The following is a 20498-nucleotide window of genomic DNA, read 5'->3' on the forward strand; positions in this document are numbered from 1 at the left end:
TCCGATACATAAGGAAATATCATAATACTATATGTTATATAAGCATTATACATTTTAAGTCATCGGACCGATAATAACCTTAAACATTGAAAGAAGGCATTCGTCATGAATGACAAGAATCAAAACGCCGGACTTTTCGGCTTAGGTGAAGCTAATACCGCTTACCAACAGTATTTTACGGGCAACAGTTATCTGAATGGTTTGGTCGCCGCGGCAGATGAGATCGATGTGACTGTTGCCAACGTGACATTCGAACCTGGTTGCCGGAACAATTGGCATATTCATCACAATGGTTTTCAGATTTTACTGGTCACAAGCGGTGAGGGCTGGTACCAGGAAGCCGGTAAGCCAGCACAATTGCTGCATCCCGGTGATGTGGTCACGATTCATGAAGGCGTGAAGCACTGGCACGGCGCAACCAAAGACAGCTGGTTTAGTCATGTGGCGATCACCAAAGGTACTAGTGAATGGTTGGAACCTGTTTCGGATCAAGCTTATTCGCAGCTAACGGAGGCACAATAAGATGGCAAAACAAACAGCAGGACGCAAACAGTTGGAAAAATTTGCCCCACAGTTTGCTGCATTGAATGACGATGTTTTGTTTGGGGAAGTTTGGGCAAAAGAGAATGAACTGTCTGCCCATGATCGCAGCATGATCACGATTGCTTGCCTTATGACCAGTGGCGATTTTCCACAACTCAAAGCCCATTTACAATTAGGAAAAGAACACGGCCTGACGAAAGAGGAAGTCGTTGCTGAAATCACTCATCTCGCTTTTTACGCCGGCTGGCCAAAGGCGTGGTCTGCGTTTAATCTGGCGAAAGAAGTGTATGGCGAATGATAAACGTCCTCATACTTGGTGCTGCCAGTCAGATTTCACGCTTTTTAATTCCAGATTTGTTGGCAGATAAAACTGTGAACCTGACGCTATTTGCCCGCCGAGCACCGCAACGGTTAGGGCAATATGCAGGTGAGTCGCGTGTGACGTTGGTTGACGGCGACTGGAATCAAGAAGCCGATATTGAACAGGTTATGCCGAATCAAGACATCGTTTTTCTGGCAAGTTCCAGTCTCGTTGGTAATTAAAATGTTGTCACAGCGATGAAACATACCGATGTCCAACGGTTGATTGTCGCAGGCGGCCTTGGGATTGACGATGAAGTTGCCGGCAAGTTTGGCAACTGGAATGCGCGGATGATGGGAGATTACACACCATACAAACAGGCCGCAAAGGTGATTTTAGACAGCGGCTTGAATACCACTTATCTTCGCATGACATGGTTATACGACGAAAACGGCAACGAAAAGTATGAAATCGTGCCAGAAGGCCAGCCGTTGCGCGGAACTCAGGTGACGCGTCAGGCGGTAGCGAAGTTGGTGACTGCCATCGTGAGACAGCCCAGTTTATACCAATACGCAAATATTGGCGTTGTTGAACCGGGGACTGAGTGGGACAAACCATCGTTTTATTAAAGTTGCATGATTCATCTGAACCACCGATCAATTCGCAAATTAGAATTGATCGGTGGTTTTTTGAGATGCTACCTTGATGCTAGCTGATTAGAGCACTGGGGTTGTCATTCAGGATCAAAAGAATTACGCTTGTTCTATGAATATCGAACAAGCAGATCAAACAATGGCGAATATTTTTAAAGTTCTAGGTGAACCGCATCGAATTGAGATTTTGCGTATCCTTTATCATGCTGGTCGAGAATTGACGTGCTCAGAAGTCAGTGCCCAGTTAAATTTGAGTAAATCGACAGTGTCATATCATTTTCGAGCTATGCGGTTAGCGGGCTTGACGAATACGCGCCAAGTAGCACAAATCAAGTATCTGTCTATCAATACGGCAGTTTTTGATCGGTTTTTACCGGGGTTTTTAGCGACCCTGTAATTTTTGGCTTGCTTGTTCGATATTCATCGAATAAAGGAGATGTACCACATGCTTAAATTATTTTATGCTTCAGGAACCAGTGCAATGGCGCCGCATATTCTACTGACTGACGCGGGACTTAATTTTGAGTTGGAAAAGGTGAACTTAGATCAAAAAACTTGGCGCGGTGGCGATTACGATCAAATCAACGCCAAGTCTTATGTGCCGACCTTGCAAATAGCGCCAGAACAATACTTAACAGAATGTGCTGTGATTTTAGAGTACATTGACTTTCAAGCCCGACAAAATGATAGTAGCAATTATGCCACAGATGAATACTGGCAGGAGCGGGTGTGGCTCAACTATATTGCCACAGAACTCCACAAAAACTTTATTTCGCCTTTTCGGAAGGGTAATTGGCTACCTAATACGGATGATAGCAAACGGTTGGTGTGGCAGCGAGTTGCCCCGCGACTAGCTTATGTTGAAGCACGGTTTCAGGGACCATGGCTAATGGGGCAGCATTTTTCAATGACGGATCCTTATCTGTTTGTCATGACAAATTGGATGCACCGGCTTGATTTTTCATTTGATCATTTGCCAAAATTAAAGGCCTTTGACGAGCGAATGCGACAACGGCCAAGTGTGCAGGAAGTTCTGCGGGTGGAAGGGAAGCCGCACAGCGTTACTGATGGTTAATGCGGGTGAAGCAGTGACGCTTGTGTCTTTCTTGTGTCCGAACGACACTATTGACAAGGTCTGCTTGAACGAGACTCATGCTTCAAGTAAACTTGTCGGTACTTTTACAGATCATTGATGTTCAAAATGAGTGAGACAGAGCCATCAATTTTGCTGATAGTAACCTATTTTGCGATCACAATAAGGAGTAAACTGTTGGATTTAAATGAAGACTTTTTCAAACATTATCATTACAAAACAGAGTTGATGGCAATTTGCCGACAGCATCGGTTACCTGCTGGTGGTACAAAGGCGGCATTAAATCAGCGTTTGCAAGCATTGGTGGCAGGGCAGCGGCTTGACACACCAACGAGCAAGGTTAAACGACTGGCTAAACCTGTTAAGGAATTATCGGTAACGACGCCCCTCGCCAACTCTGGATTTTCCTTCAATGCTGAGGCGCGACAATTTTTTGCTGCGTACTTTCATGTCAGCAAGTTCGCATTCACAAAACCTATGGCCGTTCTCAAACGTCAAGCGGAAGCGCAACCCCAATTAGCATTAACGGTCGCTGATTTAATTGACGTTTATCAGGCAACTCGCAATTCAAAAGCTCGTCAACAATTTCTCGCGGAAAATGCCGAAGAAAAAACATATGAATGGAATCGTTTCGTTCATGACTTTTTTGCTGATCCGGCGACTAGGCAATTTCGACCGCGCCTAAAGGTTGCCGCGATTCTTTGGCAACAGGTCAAGCAATCAACCGCACCCAAGCAATACGTCCATAGCTTGTTGCAGGCTTATCATGAGGCTATTGCCGGTTACGTTCAGACCTCTTCAGAGATTGATCAATGAAACATTGAGCAATCATCCACAGCCCTCAAACAGGCCAACAATGCCATATACAGCGGCAATGTTGGCCTGCTTCTTATGGGTAATTATTATTCGGAATCTGACAAAGCCCATGTCTTAGAAGAGAATGATGACTTATATTATTTGTTCAATTCGCCAGTTGTTTTCTGTATAATCATAATCGTAACCATAAGTAAACGAATCTTCTTATGATTTTTTTGGCGACTTGGTAAAATTACTGCAGGGAATGGCATTTGGGGGATTTTGGAGGAAGGAATGCAAATTAAAGCAGGGACGGCCGATCAAGGATGGGCTTTAGAAGAAAAACTGGACGAATTTAATCGGCATCAGCATCCCTTCAACGGAGCAGGTGCCGACGAGTCATTTGCGTACGTCATCAAAAAAGGTGACCAAGTGGTTGGCGGTGTCGCGGCGAGTTCGGATGACAATGCGATTGGTTATATCGAGTTGCTCTGGGTAGATGAAACCTTTCGGCGACAGGGGCTAGGACGTGTCTTGTTAGCGACTGTCGAACAAAACTTGCAAGCTGCTGGTCGCAAACGGGTGCGATTAGAAACTTTTGATTATCAAGCACCAGCATTTTATCGTGAAAACGGCTATCACGAATTTGCCAAACTTAATTACGACTATGCCGGTGTGATTGAATATTTCTTCATCAAAACGTTATCGCTGCCAATCGGCTACGACATACCACCGGATTTTTCAATTGAAGTAGCTGAAGACCTAGCGATGGAAGCCATTGAGAATAAGCTTCACGCCTACAATGTGAAAATGAAACCACTACTGCAAGAAAAAATGGGTGTGACTTTTACTTTTTTAGCGGAAGAAAATGGCCAATGTATTGGCGGCATTTTCGGTTACAGCACCATGTATAAAATCGGCTATATTGAAAGTCTATGGGTAGCTGAAACGAACAGACATGCAGGTGTTGGCACGGCTCTCGTTGATGCTTTATTAAATGCCTTAAAAGATTTTGGCTGTCCGATTGTTCACCTCGATACCATGTCGTCTCGAGGGGCGGCGTTTTATAAGGCACTTGGTTTTGAGCAATTTGGCCAGCTGACCTACCCGGAAATTGACGCAGCAGAGCTTTTTTTCGTCAAACACTTAGTTTCAGTTGGAGAAAGGACAATAAATGCCAACAAATAAAGGTATCACAGTCGCTCGCGAAGAAGATCCAGATCTAAAGCAAGCGATTGTGCGGGCTGTTTTGGCCGATTTGCCCGAATGGTTTGGCTTGCCAGATGCAACTAACGCTTATGTTGAAGAGGCTGCAAAACTGTCTTTATGGGTTGCTTGCTATGAAGGTCAGGCGATTGGGTTTATCGATTATCGCCAAACCAGCAAGGCAAGCGGCGAAATCAGTTGTATGGGCATTAAGAAACACTTTCATCATCAAGGGATTGGCCATCAGCTGGTAGAGGCATTAGAAGCCGACGCTAGACAACATGCCCACTACCTGCAGGTAAAAACGGTTGATGAAGGTCATTATCCTGAATATGATCAAACCATCCGTTTTTACGAGTCAGTGGGATTTGAACGATTGGAAGTTTTCCCGACATTATGGGATGCTTGGAATCCGTGTTTGGTGTTGGTCAAGAAGCTTTAATAAGCGGCCAAATCGCCCAGAACAAAGTCAATAAAAATCGCCATGCCTGACAGAACAGATCGGCTCGTGTAAACTTGATATGCGTAAGCGCATTCAAAACGAGGGATTAGTATGGGGCATTCATTCAGGAGTGAGTTGGTGAAAGAGATCCGGCGTCGATTTTCGGCGTTGGCTGTTTTGCTTGCGCTTCTCTTAGTGGGCGTTTTGTCAGGATTAGTCTTTTTCATTCAAAGTTATCAAGTGACCGCGGACATGCGCACCGTGAGTCGCGATTTTAATTTACTCGCCAGTCGATCACAGCAAGTGTTGAGTAATTTAAATAAACGGGCGGTTCCGAATTACCTCGAAAGCCGCGATAACGAGCGGGTTTTGTATCAGCAATTCTATGAACAAAGTGCCCGGCTCAGCGTGCAGCCTTCTTTATTGATCCTTAATGCGCAAACCCAGCCAATCTTTCAAAGTGATCTAATTCTGAATCGTATTTCACTCAATTACGTTCAGACAGTGATTAAACGCAATCGACCAGCGAATGCCTTTATGAAAGTGACAAAAGGCGAAAATGATCAGCATTTTCTGTTGTTCTTCGCCCGAGTACCAGCAACCGCAGGAAATCAGTACAGTGTGCTTGTTTTAAATGGTGCCGCCTTTAGTGGTGAGAGCATCAAATACGGTAGCAGTTTTACGATTGCTGACAACTATGACAATGTCTTTGCGACTAATTCGACGAGTTTTATTCTGCCAGGTTTTGGCAAAATGGATAGTGAAAAGTTTGAGCGCCATTTTTATGTGAATCAGGACGATATTTTCTTGATGCGCCGACAACAGCTCGGAGAAAACATTTTTTTGTATACCTTTCTACGATCGTTTCCTTTGATGATGCTCATTTTATTTGGTCTGTTAAGTGTGGCAGCACTATTGGGTTTTCTAATCTGGCAGGCTAATCGTGCAGCTAATGCGATTGGCGACAAAACTAATGCCGCCATTACAGAATTAGTTGATGAAACGAGTGAAATTCGCGAAGGTAAACAAAAGCGCATTCAAATCACCACCAACGATGAGTTTCAGTATTTAGCAGATAGTATCAATGCCATGGTTGAACGCCAAGAAGCAATGACAACGCAGCAGTTGCAGCTTCAGAAGCAAACGAATCAATATGAGCTGAAGATGTTGGAGGCACAGTTTAACCCACATTTTCTCTATAACACGTTGGAAAATATTCGAATCACCATCAAACTTGATCCGGCTTTGGCGGAAAAGCTGATTCTTTCGCTTAACCGCGTGTTACGTTACAGCATTGATCATAGCGGTGAGCCAACAACTTTAGAGGCAGATCTTGATGTCCTTGAAGATTTTTTGATGGTTAACCAAGTCCGGTTTGATAAATTGCGGTACCAGATCGCTATGGATCCATCGCTAGCAAATATGCCGGTTCCGCGGTTATTTCTATTGCCCCTTATTGAAAATGCCTTGAAGTACGGCATGAAAACCCGGTCCGATTTGATGATTGTGGTGACCTGTGAGCAGTTAGAGAACGCAGTGACGTTCACAGTGATCGATAATGGTGGCGGTTTTTCATCAGAAAAGCTAATTAGTGATATGCCGCCAGTAGAAGGTGAGACGCATCATGGCCTAGCGAATAGTTTTCGGCGATTACAAATGTTGTATCCGACAGCGAATATACAGCTTAGTAACACAGATGACGGCGGCGCTAAAGTGACGCTTCATGTTGCCAGAGCGTGAACAGCCGCGGTCAGAAACCGGAGTATAAGCGGCCTCAAGTGCGATGATCGCACTTTGATCATTGTACTTGAGGTCCTTATGTGTAGGTTTCTGCGGCTGTGTACGCGTTTCAGCTAGAGCGGTTAGAAACCAATTCTGCCGTTGTGACTGTGGTTAAGGAGATGAAAAATATGTACAAACTTTTGATCGTTGAAGACGAGCACTTAATTCGCCGATATTTAACTGATGCTTTAGATTATCAAGAACTCAATATTACGGTGGTGGGCGATGCTGAAAATGGGCAAGAAGGTACCGCCATGATTCAGGATTTGCAGCCTGACATTGTTTTGACCGATATTAGTATGCCAATCATGGATGCTTTCCAGATGTTTGAAGCCACTAAAGCCCAAGATTATCAAAAAGTGATTCTCTCTGGCTACAATGATTTTGCAAATGCAAAAAAGGCGATTCGCAGTGGTGCTCGAGATTTTCTGGTTAAGCCAATTGATCTGGAAGAATTGCGCAACTGTATGGTCGATGTCACCACCCAGATTCAACTGCAACGCGGTCAATTAGCTGATACAGATGGCATTGCAATTGATTTGCTAAAAGATGTCCGCTACTCCCGCGACCATGTTGTGACCCAAGTGCTGACGTGGATTAGTGAACACTATGCCTGCAAATTTACGATTGCCGAGATGGCGAGCGACCTTGGTTACAGCGAAAGCTACATTTATAAGAAAATCAAAGATCACCTTGGCGTGACCTTAAACGATTATCTCAATCGTTACCGTATTCGCATGGCGATCAATCAGCTGATTGAAGATCCCAGCATGCTCATTTATGAAACCGCCGATGCCTCCGGTTTCTCGGACTATAAGTACTTCAATCAAGTCTTCAAAAAGTATCTCGGTATGACAACAACCGATTTCAAAGCGAAGGTCCTCCAGTGATGGAGGATTTTCTACGTTTTGGATAGAATTGTCCCATTTTGAAAGCGCTTTAAATGGGCTAATCTTATAGTTGGCAATGAAAGTCAACGATAACGCGCTCCCAGTGCTGAAACTCGCGCTGGTTCGCGCTTAGTCAAGAACGGGAGGAAAAAGATCATGAAGAAAGTTTGGGCAGGGCTAGCGGTTTTAGGCATCGCCGCATTGGGACTGGCGGCTTGTAGCAATAGCACAAAGAAAACGAGTGATAGCAGTCCAACCACAAGCAAGACTGCGAAAAAGACTGACAAGCTTGTTGTGTATTCACCCAACTCAGAAGGCTTGATCAATGCAACGATTCCAGCATTTGAAGAAAAATATGGCGTCAAAGTTGACTTGATTCAGGCGGGCACTGGTGAATTATTCAAAAAGCTTGAATCAGAAAAGGGTGCACCAGTTGCTGATGTTATTTTTGGCGGCTCATACACGCAATATGCAACCAGTGGTGATTTATTCCAAAAATATACGGCCAAGGACAACAATAAAGTTGAAAAAGCTTATCGAAATACGACCGGTTATTCAACTCCATATACCCTTGATGGCAGTGTCATTGTCGTTAATCCGACTTTGACCAAAGGCATGAATATTAAAGGTTATGGCGATCTTTTGAATAAAGATTTAAAGGGTAAGATTGCCACAGCCGATCCAGCCAACTCATCATCCGCGTTTGCCCAACTGACGAATATGTTAGCGGCAGAAGGTGGTTATACCAGTAAGAAGTCATGGAATTACGTGAAAGACTTATTCACCTTGGTAGACGGCAAGATCAGTTCAAGCTCATCCAACGTCTACAAAACAGTTTCCGATGGTGAAATGGCGGTCGGACTTTCTTACGAAGATCCAACCGTTCAATTATTAAACGATGGCGCTAAAGTCAAGATTGTTTACCCTGAGGAAGGAACCGTCTTCTTGCCAGCAAGTGCCGCTATCGTCAAAAAAGCAAAGAATATGGACAATGCCAAGAAGTTCATTGACTTCCTTGTTTCCAAGAATGTGCAAGATACGTTAGGCACTACGACCACGAACCGCCCAGTGCGCATTGGAGCAAAAACGTCTAGCAATATGAAGCCATATAAGGACATCAAGAAAATTACCGAAGACTACGACTATGTGATTAAGCATAAAGATGACATTGTGAAAAAATATAACGAAATTTTTGTTGAAACTCAATCTAAGTAGAGGTGAAACCAGATGAGTGAAATTCGTATTGAGGGTGCTAAGAAGGTTTATGGTGATGTCACCGTCATCGAAAATCTCAGCCTGACTGTGCCGGACGGGGCACTTTTCACACTGTTAGGCCCATCTGGGTGTGGCAAGACCACGTTGCTGCGCATGATCGCAGGTTTTAACTCGATCGAAGGTGGGGATTTCTACTTCGGTGATAATCGCATTAATAACATGGAACCCAGCAAACGCAACATTGGGATGGTTTTCCAAAACTATGCAATTTTCCCACATTTAACAGTTCGGGATAACGTTGCGTTTGGCCTAAAACAGAAGAAAGCAACCAAAGAAAAAGTTGTGGCGGAAACCGATAAATATTTGAAGTTAATGCAAATAGACGAGTATCGGGATCGCAAACCTGATCAACTGTCTGGTGGTCAGCAGCAACGGGTTGCCTTGGCGCGTGCGTTGGCAGTGAATCCAGATGTGCTGCTGATGGACGAACCGCTGAGTAACTTGGATGCCAAGTTGCGCGTCGATATGCGGCAGGCAATTCGAGAAATTCAGCGTGAAGTCGGCATCACAACGGTTTATGTCACGCACGATCAGGAAGAGGCCATGGCGATTTCGGATTCAATTGCCGTCATGAATCAAGGCCGGATTCAGCAAGTCGGTCGGCCGAAAGAATTGTACCATCGGCCTAAAAATGAATTTGTGGCGTCATTTATTGGGCGAACCAATATCATTCAGGCGAATTTGAAACATGATGGGGCCACTGCTTTACTAGAATTTTCGACTGGTTATCGGATGCCGCTGCCGATTTTGAATAACGTTGCTGACCAACCAGTGCACGTCAGCATCCGGCCTGAAGAACTGATTCGAACGGCAGATGGCGACATCGATGCTCAGATAACAGATAGTGTTTATCTCGGTATGGATACTGAATACTTTGTTGACTTGCCGTTCGCTAAGAAGATTCATGTCAGTGAAGAATCCAGTCTGACCGAAGATCTCGGTGAAGGCGATCATATTAAGCTCAAGATCAATGCCCAAAAGATCAACGTCTTTACCGCCGACGGGTCGCAAAACCTGCTGGGGGTGGATTAAATGAACACCAATCGGAAAAAGTTTAATATTTGGACAGGCTCATCGTTCATCATCTTCATCACGTATCTGCTTTTTCTGGTTTATCCGATTGTGATGATTCTTGGTCAGGCGTTGTTCACGCAAGGCAAGTTCTCGTTAGCCAACTTCACGACCTTCTTTTCACGAAGCTATTATTTTTCGACATTAGCCAATAGTTTCAAGGTGTCGTTAACCGCCACCGTATCAGCAGTTTTATTAGGCACATTGCTCGCCTACTTTTTTGCGATGTTTCAATTCAAGGGGAAAAAGTTTCTGCAGATATTGATTATCATCGCTTCCATGTCGGCACCATTCATCGGGGCTTACTCGTGGATCTTGCTGCTGGGTCGAAATGGCGTGATCACAAAATTTCTGGTCAACACACTTGGCTTTCCTAACTTTGATGTCTATGGCTTTTTCGGAATTGTTTTAGTATTCACATTGCAGCTGTTCCCGCTTGTGTTCTTATATGCGAATGGCGCATTCAAGAGCATCGACAATTCTGTCTTGGAAGCCGCGGAGAGCATGGGGAGTCGGGGGTTCAATCGGTTTCGAAAAGTCATTATGCCACTGTTAATTCCAACACTATTGGCCGCTGCCTTACTTGTGTTCATGCGGGCGTTCTCTGATTTTGGGACGCCCATGTTGATCGGGGAAGGGTATCGAACATTTCCGGTTCTGATTTATACTCAGTTCATCAGCGAAGTGGGCGGCAATGCGGCCTTTGCTTCTGCGTTGGCAATTATTGCGATTATCATTGCACTGACGATTTTCCTAATCCAAAAATTTGTCTCGCATCGATTTAGTTACAGCATGAACTCGTTGCATCCGGTTGAAGCAAAAAAAGTCGGGCCGTTACGAACGGTACTCATCTACATTCTTGTTTATGGTATCGTGCTACTAGCTATCTTGCCGCAGGGTTACTTGATTTATACCTCATTCTTGAAAACATCGGGGATGGTCTTTGTACCAGGGTACTCACTGGGAAGTTACACGAACGCCTTTGATCGAATGGGGTCAGCCATTTTCAACACGATTCGAATTCCGATGATGGCGCTGATCATTGTGATCATTTTTGCCATTTTCATCTCGTATCTGGTTGTTCGTAAACGTAATTTCTTCACATCGCTTATCGACAGTATGAGTATGATCCCTTACATTGTGCCAGGCACTGTGCTTGGAATTGCCTTCATCACATCATTTAATACGGGTGTTGGCGGCAGTGGTTTCCTTGCTATCACGGGAACAGCGTTCATCATGGTAGTGTCACTATCCGTTCGGCGATTGCCTTATACGATTCGCTCCTCAGTTGCGAGTCTGCAGCAGATCTCGCCCTCCATTGAAGAAGCAGCCGAAAGTTTGGGATCAAGTCGGCTGAATACCTTCTTCAAGATTACGGTGCCAATGATGATGTCAGGCATTGTGTCTGGTGCCATTCTTTCATGGGTCACGATGATCTCAGAATTATCCACATCCATTCTGTTGTACAACGTCAAGACTCGAACAATGACAGTAGCCATTTATACCGAAGTTATTCGCGGAAATTACGGCGTTGCCGCTGCACTATCAACGATTTTGACCGCGTTGACAGTGATTTCCTTGCTAATCTTCATGAAAGTTTCTAAGAATGGGGATATTGCGATGTAACCACAAAACTTCGTCGGAAATAGGACAAAAGGGAGTTGACCGTGACTGGTTGACTCTCTTTTTGCTGTGGAAGCGACTTTTGTTGGCAAAATGGCTGAATATTCACATGAACGAAAAAAGATATATGTGGTGAACCTATTTACATCTAGTCTTAGAAACCATATAATATGGATATTAAAGCCGCAAGGAGGCAGAACATGACCAAAAAAATTGCAATTGTCGTTGATTCGGGTTCTGATGTCCCTCAAAGTGTTCTTGATGAAAATAAAAATATTGCAGTCGTACCGCTGAATATTACTATGAATGGGCATAATTACCTTGATGCAGTTGATATCACACCGGATGAATTTTATTCGGCGCTAGCAACGGCAGAAACATTGCCGCAGACTTCAAGTCCGTCACCGCAAGCTGCCAAAGAGGCGATGGATAGGCTGTTCGCGGCTGGTTATCAGCAAATCCTCGGTATCACAATTTCGAGCGCGTTGTCTGTGACGAACAACGTCTTTCAATTGGCCGCGCAAGATTTTCCCGCTGACACCGTAACCATTCTTGACACAAAAAGCATCGGCATTGGCAGTGGCATCCAAGCAGCCTATGCCGCATCATTGATCAATGCAGGGGAATCCTTTCAGGACGTGATTGCAAAAGTTCGTGCCTCAATCGTCAAAAGTCGGATTTATTTCTACGTGCCAACCTTGAAGTACCTCAGTGCCGGCGGTCGAATCGGCCGAGTGGCAGGTCTTGTCGGTTCGGTTTTGCACATTAAACCGGTGATCTCATGTGATCCAGAAGGTGTCTACTACCCTCTTTTTAAGGCGCGATCTGAAGATAAAGCGATTCGGAAATTGGTTGAACAAGTCAAAACAGATTGCTTAAATAGCGCTCATTATCGTCTAGGAGTTGCCCATGGTCAAAATCCAGCTTTGGTTAAAAAGTTGGCAGAAAAATTGCGCGAAGTGACTGGTCGACCGGTTGATTTTATTGGTGAGATCTCGCCGTCATTGGGGGTTCATACAGGACCGGGACTGATTGGGGCGACAGTTCAGTCGTATTAAGGTGTTACAAAAATAAGTCACGCCTCTCAAGCTTTACCTAAAACGAAAAGCAGATCAAAATTGCCCGTTTCTCAATTTGTTGAGAAACGGGCAATTTTGATTTGATAAAACAGTCATTCCAACCACTTATTCTTCTTAGCCATCTGCACGGCCTCAATTCGATTATGAACACCGAGCTTACTGAAAATAGCGGACAAATAGTTACGAACGGTTCCTTCTGAGAGAAATAGCGAGGCAGCAATTTGTTTTGACGATAAGCCGCTGGCGACTGCTGCCAAAACAGCGAGTTCGCGGTCGGTGAGGGGATTGCTTTCAGCCGTCACCATATTCGTGACTAATTCCGGGGCGTAAACCGTTTGGCCCGTCATCACTTTTCGAATAACGTCAATCAAATCATCACTGGGGCTGTCTTTGAGTAGATAACCATTTACTTGGGCAGCAATGGCGCGTTCAAAGTAGGCTTTTTGCGCGAAGGTCGTTAAAATAATGACTTTTGTTTCTAACTCGCTCCCGTGAATCTTATCGGCAACGTCCAGTCCGGTTAACTTGGGCATCTCGATATCCAGAACGGCAACGTCCGGTTTGAGTTGTTGAATGTCCTGCCATGCTTTTGCGCCATCACCAGCACTGCCTAGTACGTGTAAATCATCTTCCAAGTCTAGTAGCTGGGTGAGGGCGGAGTTTAACATGCTTTGATCTTCTGCGAGATATAAGGTAATCATATTAGAATCGCACCTCCTTTGGTAGTGTTAATGAAACGAGGGTGCCTTGGCGATTATGGTCAATGCTAAACGTGCCATCAGCTTCGTGCATGTGACTGCGCATGCCGCTAATACCATTGGAACCAGCCCGAACATAATTTTTGGCTTTGCCGTCATCTTGAACAGTTACGGAATAGGTGTTGGCTGTCTGAAAAAAAGTGATTTCAACTTGATGGGCTTGTGCATGGCGAATGACATTCGTGATGGCTTCTGTCATGACGGCACTAAACTGACTTTGAACCTTAGTTGGCCATTCAGTCGCCTCGTTTTCCCCGCTAGTGAGCAAAATGACATCAGCTTCAGCGAGATTGTTTCCTTGGGACAACAACATTTCACTGAGGGACTGCTGGTGAAGATCATTCACAATTGCTCGTACGAGTTGCAAATCATTACGACTTGTTTGCGCGATATCATCCAGTTCCTGTGCCACTCGCTCCGGAGCTTTGACAAGTAACTTTTTCGCCAATTCGGTTTTTAAGGTGATCATCGAAAAACTCTGACCGAGCGTATCGTGCAAATCCCGCGCGATCCGTTCTCGTTCGCCACGTTGAATGACCACTTGCAGCCGGCGGTTCGTTTGCCGGAGTTGCCGCTGATGGATGACTGATCGGGAAAAAGTATACGCCAGCATTGGCGACGCAATCGGGAAAATGAGTCCTGAGATTTCGCCAAATGATGACTGAAAGATGCCTGGTTGCGCTAAATTAGCACGCCACAGGCCAATACCGATGATGACATAGTATGCTGAAGCAAACCACCGAAAATATTTTCGCGGATACCAGCCCAACATAAAAGAAACCTGCCATCCCGGGAAGATCAGCATGTAGTTGTTGAAAGCAAAAATCGAAAATAGCCCTGTAATGCCTAATTCAAGCGGTATCGTGACAGGGAGCCATCGATCAATTTCATTGACGAGTATGTAGACAATGAGAAATAGGACAGACAAGCCCAGCCAAAACCAATCAGCTTCTGATTTAACGGGGATGAACTCAGCCATGATCGCAGGCAAATAGACCAGCCAAATATAGCTGGTCCATTCTAGATTTTTAATGCGTGTGATTAACTTACGCCTCACCCAAGGCCACGCCCTTTCGCTGTTCATGCTTTGAGAGCACGACCACCAGTAAACCAGTCACCACAAACCAAGCAGCAATGCCCAGCAAATTCGTTAAGTCTACTTTAGCACGGGAAGTGAGTTGATTTAATAGCTGATTCACAAAATAAGTGGGCGTGAGTTCGCCAATTGATTGTAACCACTTAGGTAACATGTTGATGGGCCACCACAAGCCGCTAACAATCGCCATGGGGAAAGTGATGAGGTTGCTGGCAAGACTGAGCGTTTCATATCTGCGAATGTACGATAAGCCGATGCCGATCAACATAATGGGCAATTGTCCGATCAAAACGACACCAAATAGCGAGAGCCATTGATCGAAATGAAGACTAACACCGTTAATGCCAACAGCTAAACTACCCATCACAGCAACTGAGAACAGACTCATCATTAACATCCAGAAAGCGACTGAAAGATAGTAGGGAAAGGTACCGTGAGCAGATAAGCTCAAGAAAGTAACAAGCCCTTGGTCACGGTCTCGTTTCAGAATCGCGGCAATTCCGAAGAGGGCACTAATCAGAACACTATAAACGATCATGCTATCCATATAACTTATATAGAACGGCTTCATTTGTGCTGAAGAGCCGCTGGCCATGACTTTTGTGAAGAGCAAATAGAAGCCAGCCGGCATTAACAGCGAAAAGAAGATATAGGAAAAGTTACGTAAAATTAATCGTTTGCCATCAAAGGCGAGTTGCGTTTTAAAAGTTTTCATTTTTCGTCGTCCTTCCCAGTCAATTGTAAAAAGATATCCTCCAGCGATTCCCGGGTCACGCTGACTTGATGAAGCCGATCCAACATGGGTGCCAAGGCTCGGAGTGTTTGATCACCATCTGTGCTATGGATGATTAGTTTGGGGGTAACAGGTTGGATGCTATCCACTGCTGGCAATCCATTGAAAATCGCTGGCTGCAAATCGGTTTCGCAGGTAATGGTGGCCCCAAGATGCTGCTTTTGAAGCGCTTGGAGGGAGCCATTAAAGACAAAGCGACCGTTTTGCAGAATCAACAGCCGATCAGCAACTTGCTGAATCTCTTCAAGATAGTGACTGGTAATCACCATCGTTTTACCTTGCTGCCGTAGTTGTTCAATTTGAGTCCAAAAAGCTTTGCGAGATTGCGCATCCATGCCAACGGTTGGCTCGTCTAAAAACAGCAAATCAGGATTGCCAACGAGCGCAACAGCGAACGTGATTCGCCGCAACTGACCGCCGGAAAGACTGCCTAGCCGTTGTGGTTTCAAATCGCTTAAATGAAACTCATTCAACAAAGCATCCGGGTCAAGTGCACGAGGTGATTGCGCCGCGGCAAGCTGCATCAGGTCCCCGACGGTTGTGCCTGCAATCACCATGTCACCTTGGAGCATTGAACCAAGACGAACTTTACTATCAGGCGCACCTGGGCGCTGACCAAAAACGCTGACTTCCCCAGTACCTGCTAAAAGACCGAGTAAAATATTCAGAAATGTGGTTTTACCAGCACCATTGGCCCCAATTAAGCCGACAATTTCACCTGGCTGAACCGTCAAATTAATGTCTTTTAGGACTGTTTTGTCACCGTAGCTAAATTTTAAATGTTCTGCTTGAATTACTGTGGTCATTTCGTCCACCTCCATCATTGATACTACGCGGTGGGTGGGCTAGCCAGTAGTCGCGAATGTCATGAATGGCATGTGACAAATGTCATGATCCCTATGAAAAAGAGCCTATCTTTGAATTTAACCAAGCATGATCAATAAAAAGCGGCTATCTGAAAGCTTAGTGAGGCTTCGCAGGTAGTCGCTTTAGTTGTAGCGCACTATAGCGGTATATCCGCCCCTTGATGCAAGCCTTTCTTAGTCTGATCGAAACTTTTATCGGACTTAAAGGCCCCAATGAGCTGCCGCATGTTCATGTCACTGTCACGTATTTCAGGCATGCTAGGCCGCAAAGTGGTACCGGAAACCGTGAGGCTGTATTGACTAGCAAGACTGGTAATAGGCGTTTTGGACTGATACATATTGTAGAAGGCAACCTGCTCACCATCAATCAGGGCATAAAACATATAGTCTGTCTGATTGACCGAAGGGATAAACTCAGAGAACACGATGAGTTTGCTGCTAGATCCCGGGACGAGATGATAACTGTAGGTTTCACTAGTACTGTTTGCGTAGTCAGCGACTTCGGATTGTTGTAAGCCGTTGAGGGTCCAGTAAGCCGTGAAGAACAAGGCCGCCCGGTCAGCGTCTGTCAGACCCGCTAGCTCACTGGCAGGTGCAAGTGGTGCTGTTTTCATAGCATCAATCGGGTAGGTGGTGTCGATATTTTGCGTCCATGAACTTGAAGTGGCCGATTCATTGGTGATTTCGGACGAGGCACTTGCGGCGGAGGCACTGCTGCTAGATACCGTCCTTGGTAGGCGCGTTTGTGAAGCCATCTCTGACGCGACTGGCAACCAGTTAAAGGCACCAGTTAAAGCCAGAAAAATGGCACCGACCATCAAAATTCCCTGGAGACTGATCCGGAGTTGATATTGTCGTTTCAATAAATGCTTCGGCGTCCAATAAAGGTCCGTTGCATCGCTATCATGGTCTTGATCCGCTTTTTCAAGTAGCTGAAATAACCACTGCGTCAGGTAAAACCAGATCATGCGACTGATCAACGCTAAGGCCATACCACCAAAAAGAAAGATGTTTTGAATCTCGTTGTTTGAGGCCGCGAGCATTTCGGCTAGTCGAAGTCCGAATGGTGACGTCATCAGGTCAGCGGAAAATGCGTCTTGGTAATGCATGACAATTGCTGTTACGAGGCCAATTGCCGCGAGTATATCCAGAACAATGGCAACGAGTCGCCAGTTGCGTTTGCTAGGATGAGATCGGTAGATACCGCGCACATAGACAATTCGGGCACCGCGGACTTGGCTAGGAAACATCATCTTGTGCTGCTCAAGCTGAATATCCACGATTCGGTTGGTGTTGAGATGTTGTAACGCGATCACTACTAAGACGGCAATCATAAAAAGACTGAGAATAAAATAGAAAATCATGGGGTTCTCCTTTGCTGCATAGCGGCTTAAGCAGATGGCGATCACTGTTTTTACAGATGCGGTGTAACGATTAAAAAAGTTGTTGACAGACATCATGATAATTAGATCTAGGAATAGCTTGTCGATCATTTTCTAGTCCTTGACCTTGATGTATACTCCAATGTTATTCTGATGACACGAAAAAAGGGGATTTTCTTATGAATATTAGGACATGTGCGCATCAATCCGGTGTTAGCAAAGATACGTTGAGGTTTTATGAAAAGATTGGCTTGATTGTGCCATCAAGGGGTGAAAATCATTATCGCGATTATACCCCAGATGATGTGGTTAAGTTGCAGATCACGCGAAATTTAAAAGCGGTTGGGTTGTCTTTAAATGAAATCAGCATGATATTGCGAATGTACGATGCGCCAGTGACAAAGGCTTGTCGCGAAGATACCTTGGCCATTTTGCAAAGTTATCGCGAAGTCTTTAAACGCCGGGCGAAGCTGGATCTTGCCCTTAGCAACATAGCGTTTGATATGACCACTGCCATTAAAATGCAGGCGTGGGATGATGCAATGATGACATTATTTAAAAAGATAGGGGCACTTAATGATTAAAACAATTGCAGATGGGATTCGTTTTCTGTTAGAAATTGCAACAGTTGTGTTATTGATCATCGCTGGGTTCAATAGTAACGATCTTGTGGTTAAACTAACTGTGGGTGTGATAGCGCCGGTGCTCGGCATTCTTTTTTGGGGTCGGTTCATGGCCCCAATGTCGCTTCACAGGTTGCCAACAATTGGCCGGGTGATAACGGAAATACTCATATTTGGGGGAACGTCGTTGGCAACGTATTTGCTAACAACACATAAAGCCGCATTGATTTATGGCGGCATAGCATTGATAGATACTTTGATTGAGCATCTAATACCGTGAGTTGATTTAATTTAACTGGCAGTAAGTATTTTGTCTTAACGCGTGCATACCTGTGGGTGAAACGCTTTGTATTGCAGAGCTCAAAACTTACCATTTATGACTTCATCATTCACGACCTGTATTGCTACTGTGCAGGTCACTCTTCTTGTATAATGAATGCAAGTTAGTCAACCAGGTAACAAGAAGGGAACGACTCATCATGGCAGCACCATTAACTGGTCCTTTGCGTAATCTATTGTTAGCTAGTCAGCTCGGCTTAAGCGTGCACCATCCGTTGGCCGGCTGGTTTGTGCTGACGATTCTTTATCATGATGCTCGTAGTAGCAGTGAGCCAATTACTTTGAGTTACTTGGCTCGAACGTATAACAACGAATATCTGGATGCGGCCACTGATGAAGACCCGATCGCTGACGATGTTTTGAAAAAAGTGTTGGATGTCCTTGTGGCCCAAGCTGGGTTGGTCGAGGTTAATCCGCGTAAGGTCCGTGCCCGAATGCGCAGCGGTCAGTATCATATTCGCCAATCCTACGTGTATCATATTACGAGCAGCGGTAGCGAATATCTGAAAATGATGCAGAAGGTGGGCTCCTATGCTGTAATTACGGACAAAAATAGTTTGTGCGATAATTGACAGATGAGGAATATTTTATGACCAATACAGCTATTCGCTACACCCCCGAATTTAAGCAAACCTTGATTGATCTTCATGAAAAAGGACACTCATTCAAAGAACTACATGAAGAATACGGTCCTTCCTTAGACACTATTCGCAAATGGGTTCAGGCGGCCACTGTCATTGCCATTGATCATCAAGGTACTGCTGTGACCAACGAACAGTTCAAGCAACTTCAAAAAGAAAATCGCCGTTTGAGGGAAGAACTCGATATTTTAAAACGAGCGGCGGTGTTGCTGGCAAAGCGTTGATTCATAGCGGCCGAAAGGCCGCTCTTTTTATGATTCAAGATCAATTGAGCCGGGGGCACCGCATCACAGTTATTCTCCGAGCGTTACGGATCCCTTCGAGTACCTACTATGACTGGTTAAGGTGGCATCCTAAGTCACGAAATCGCCGCCGAATTAAGCTTAAAGAGCTGGTTCAGGTTCTTTGGCAACGTCGAAAGTTTTACGGATACGTGCGGATTGCTAAACGTATTCGTAAATTACTTAAATGCCGCTTAAGTGACCGCACGATTTGGAAAGTCATGCGTGAATTGGGGATTCAATCGACAATGTATCGTAAACGCTCTAAAAAGCCTACCACAACCACTGACATGCCCCAAAAACCTAATTTAATGCGACACCTAGCTGACTTGTCTGAGGTCGTGACCACCGATATCACCTATATTCAACTGATCAACCAAAACTGGGTTTACCTTGCAACAGCGTATGATCCAAAAGCGAGAAAAGTCTTAGCTTGGCAAGTGGGTCAACAGATGACACAAGACCTCGCGGTCGCACCGATTCAAGCGTTAATTCACCAAGGTTATACTTTTAAGATGGTTCATAGCGATATGGGTAGTCAATATACCAGTCGTTTGTTTGAGACAACATTGACAGATGCGCACCTGCGTCACTCATATTCGCGCAAAGGCAAACCGGCTGATAACGGGCGGATTGAGGCCTACCATTCGCTATTGAAACGAGAATGGGTCCGGTTGGAGCAGATCAACTATGAATCAATTTTAGACGTCACTGAATCCATTGCTCGTTACAACACCTTCTACAATCATGATCGCGAGACCAACGGTCGCGGTGCTTGCAAAAGAAAGTCAGCAGCTGCATAAGTAACCGTTCAATAGGCGCACAGCCCTGGGGAAAGCACCAGATGTCAGGGCTTGTTTGTCGTACCTATGGCACGTTAAACAAGATTAAACGCTGATAAAAGATCTGATAATGCGTGAATTTAAGTGACAACCATACGCATTCGGCAGAACCGTACAATTTTTG

The 20498-nt window shown here is 45.0% G+C and carries 22 protein-coding genes and 2 pseudogenes; 19 read left to right on the top strand and 5 right to left on the bottom strand.

Going from position 1 to position 20498, the window contains the following annotated elements:
• Window positions 1–105 precede the first annotated feature (105 nt).
• The 14 genes and pseudogenes from LBPC_RS06000 to LBPC_RS06065 all read left to right on the top strand — a co-directional run bounded on the left by LBPC_RS06000 (window position 106) and on the right by LBPC_RS06065 (window position 12732).
• Window positions 106–522 (top strand): cupin domain-containing protein, encoded by a 417-nt coding sequence (locus tag LBPC_RS06000; RefSeq protein WP_003661136.1) that lies wholly within the window; start codon window positions 106–108, stop codon window positions 520–522.
• A gap of 1 nt (window position 523) precedes the next feature.
• Window positions 524–841, top strand: a complete 318-nt coding sequence (locus LBPC_RS06005; RefSeq protein WP_003661135.1) for a carboxymuconolactone decarboxylase family protein — start codon at window positions 524–526, stop codon at window positions 839–841.
• Window positions 838–1473, top strand: a pseudogene (locus tag LBPC_RS06010) (NAD(P)H-binding protein). Before LBPC_RS06005 ends, LBPC_RS06010 begins: the two are co-directional and overlap by 4 nt.
• 136 nt (window positions 1474–1609) lie before the next feature.
• Window positions 1610–1894 (top strand): ArsR/SmtB family transcription factor, encoded by a 285-nt coding sequence (locus tag LBPC_RS06015; protein ID WP_003661133.1) that lies wholly within the window; start codon window positions 1610–1612, stop codon window positions 1892–1894.
• Between the two features lie 48 nt (window positions 1895–1942).
• The gene (locus LBPC_RS06020; RefSeq protein ID WP_003570028.1) at window positions 1943–2572 is read left to right on the top strand and encodes a glutathione S-transferase family protein; all 630 of its coding nucleotides are present in this window, start codon (window positions 1943–1945) and stop codon (window positions 2570–2572) included.
• Between the two features lie 195 nt (window positions 2573–2767).
• The gene (locus tag LBPC_RS06025; RefSeq protein ID WP_016365790.1) at window positions 2768–3406 is read left to right on the top strand and encodes an SAP domain-containing protein; all 639 of its coding nucleotides are present in this window, start codon (window positions 2768–2770) and stop codon (window positions 3404–3406) included.
• A gap of 273 nt (window positions 3407–3679) precedes the next feature.
• Window positions 3680–4573, top strand: coding sequence for a GNAT family N-acetyltransferase (locus tag LBPC_RS06030; RefSeq protein WP_003661126.1), 894 nt, complete (start codon window positions 3680–3682; stop codon window positions 4571–4573).
• The gene (locus tag LBPC_RS06035) at window positions 4560–5033 is read left to right on the top strand and encodes a GNAT family N-acetyltransferase (RefSeq protein WP_003598450.1); all 474 of its coding nucleotides are present in this window, start codon (window positions 4560–4562) and stop codon (window positions 5031–5033) included. The genes LBPC_RS06030 and LBPC_RS06035 overlap by 14 nt, the downstream gene beginning before the upstream one ends.
• 138 nt (window positions 5034–5171) lie before the next feature.
• Window positions 5172–6773, top strand: a complete 1602-nt coding sequence (locus LBPC_RS06040; RefSeq protein WP_016366056.1) for a sensor histidine kinase — start codon at window positions 5172–5174, stop codon at window positions 6771–6773.
• Between the two features lie 170 nt (window positions 6774–6943).
• Window positions 6944–7705, top strand: coding sequence for a response regulator transcription factor (locus tag LBPC_RS06045; protein ID WP_016383557.1), 762 nt, complete (start codon window positions 6944–6946; stop codon window positions 7703–7705).
• A 156-nt stretch (window positions 7706–7861) separates the two neighbouring features.
• On the top strand, window positions 7862–8920 hold the full coding sequence (locus LBPC_RS06050; RefSeq protein WP_003574751.1) for an extracellular solute-binding protein: 1059 nt from the start codon (window positions 7862–7864) through the stop codon (window positions 8918–8920).
• Between the two features lie 12 nt (window positions 8921–8932).
• Window positions 8933–10012, top strand: a complete 1080-nt coding sequence (locus LBPC_RS06055; protein WP_003574752.1) for an ABC transporter ATP-binding protein — start codon at window positions 8933–8935, stop codon at window positions 10010–10012.
• On the top strand, window positions 10013–11677 hold the full coding sequence (locus tag LBPC_RS06060; RefSeq protein ID WP_003574754.1) for an ABC transporter permease: 1665 nt from the start codon (window positions 10013–10015) through the stop codon (window positions 11675–11677).
• Window positions 11678–11874: 197 nt separating this feature from the next.
• On the top strand, window positions 11875–12732 hold the full coding sequence (locus tag LBPC_RS06065) for a DegV family protein (protein WP_003574756.1): 858 nt from the start codon (window positions 11875–11877) through the stop codon (window positions 12730–12732).
• A 113-nt stretch (window positions 12733–12845) separates the two neighbouring features.
• On the opposite strand, the gene LBPC_RS06070 is transcribed toward LBPC_RS06065, so the two are convergent.
• From LBPC_RS06070 to LBPC_RS06090, 5 genes are all read right to left on the bottom strand, one after another.
• A complete protein-coding gene (locus LBPC_RS06070) occupies window positions 12846–13454 on the bottom strand; it encodes a response regulator transcription factor (RefSeq protein ID WP_003574758.1) in 609 nt (202 codons plus the stop codon).
• A 1-nt stretch (window position 13455) separates the two neighbouring features.
• A complete protein-coding gene (locus LBPC_RS06075) occupies window positions 13456–14490 on the bottom strand; it encodes a sensor histidine kinase (protein ID WP_032780994.1) in 1035 nt (344 codons plus the stop codon).
• Window positions 14491–14557: 67 nt separating this feature from the next.
• Window positions 14558–15322 carry an ABC transporter permease gene (locus LBPC_RS06080; RefSeq protein WP_003661116.1) on the bottom strand — a complete coding sequence of 255 codons (765 nt, stop codon included), beginning with the start codon at window positions 15320–15322 and terminating at the stop codon, window positions 14558–14560.
• Window positions 15319–16206 carry an ABC transporter ATP-binding protein gene (locus tag LBPC_RS06085; RefSeq protein ID WP_016365991.1) on the bottom strand — a complete coding sequence of 296 codons (888 nt, stop codon included), beginning with the start codon at window positions 16204–16206 and terminating at the stop codon, window positions 15319–15321. Before LBPC_RS06085 ends, LBPC_RS06080 begins: the two co-directional genes overlap by 4 nt.
• Window positions 16207–16403: 197 nt before the next feature.
• On the bottom strand, window positions 16404–17630 hold the full coding sequence (locus tag LBPC_RS06090) for a hypothetical protein (protein WP_016365992.1): 1227 nt from the start codon (window positions 17628–17630) through the stop codon (window positions 16404–16406).
• A gap of 197 nt (window positions 17631–17827) precedes the next feature.
• On the opposite strand from LBPC_RS06090, the gene LBPC_RS06095 reads away from it, so the two are divergent.
• The 5 genes and pseudogenes from LBPC_RS06095 to LBPC_RS06115 all read left to right on the top strand — a co-directional run bounded on the left by LBPC_RS06095 (window position 17828) and on the right by LBPC_RS06115 (window position 20335).
• Window positions 17828–18232 carry a MerR family transcriptional regulator gene (locus LBPC_RS06095; protein ID WP_003661110.1) on the top strand — a complete coding sequence of 135 codons (405 nt, stop codon included), beginning with the start codon at window positions 17828–17830 and terminating at the stop codon, window positions 18230–18232.
• Complete coding sequence (locus LBPC_RS06100) at window positions 18225–18551, top strand: YrdB family protein (protein WP_003661108.1); 327 nt, start codon at window positions 18225–18227, stop codon at window positions 18549–18551. The genes LBPC_RS06095 and LBPC_RS06100 overlap by 8 nt, the downstream gene beginning before the upstream one ends.
• A 199-nt stretch (window positions 18552–18750) precedes the next feature.
• Window positions 18751–19134 (top strand): annotated as a pseudogene (locus LBPC_RS06105) (hypothetical protein); the annotation flags it as partial.
• A gap of 65 nt (window positions 19135–19199) precedes the next feature.
• Window positions 19200–19475: a transposase gene (locus LBPC_RS06110; RefSeq protein WP_003566536.1), complete on the top strand. Its 276-nt coding sequence runs from the start codon at window positions 19200–19202 to the stop codon at window positions 19473–19475.
• Window positions 19472–20335 (top strand): IS3 family transposase, encoded by an 864-nt coding sequence (locus tag LBPC_RS06115; protein ID WP_003663214.1) that lies wholly within the window; start codon window positions 19472–19474, stop codon window positions 20333–20335. The genes LBPC_RS06110 and LBPC_RS06115 overlap by 4 nt, the downstream gene beginning before the upstream one ends.
• Window positions 20336–20498: the final 163 nt, after the last annotated feature.

The organism is Lacticaseibacillus paracasei subsp. paracasei (assembly GCF_000829035.1).
GTDB classification, from domain to species: Bacteria; Bacillota; Bacilli; order Lactobacillales; family Lactobacillaceae; genus Lacticaseibacillus; species Lacticaseibacillus paracasei.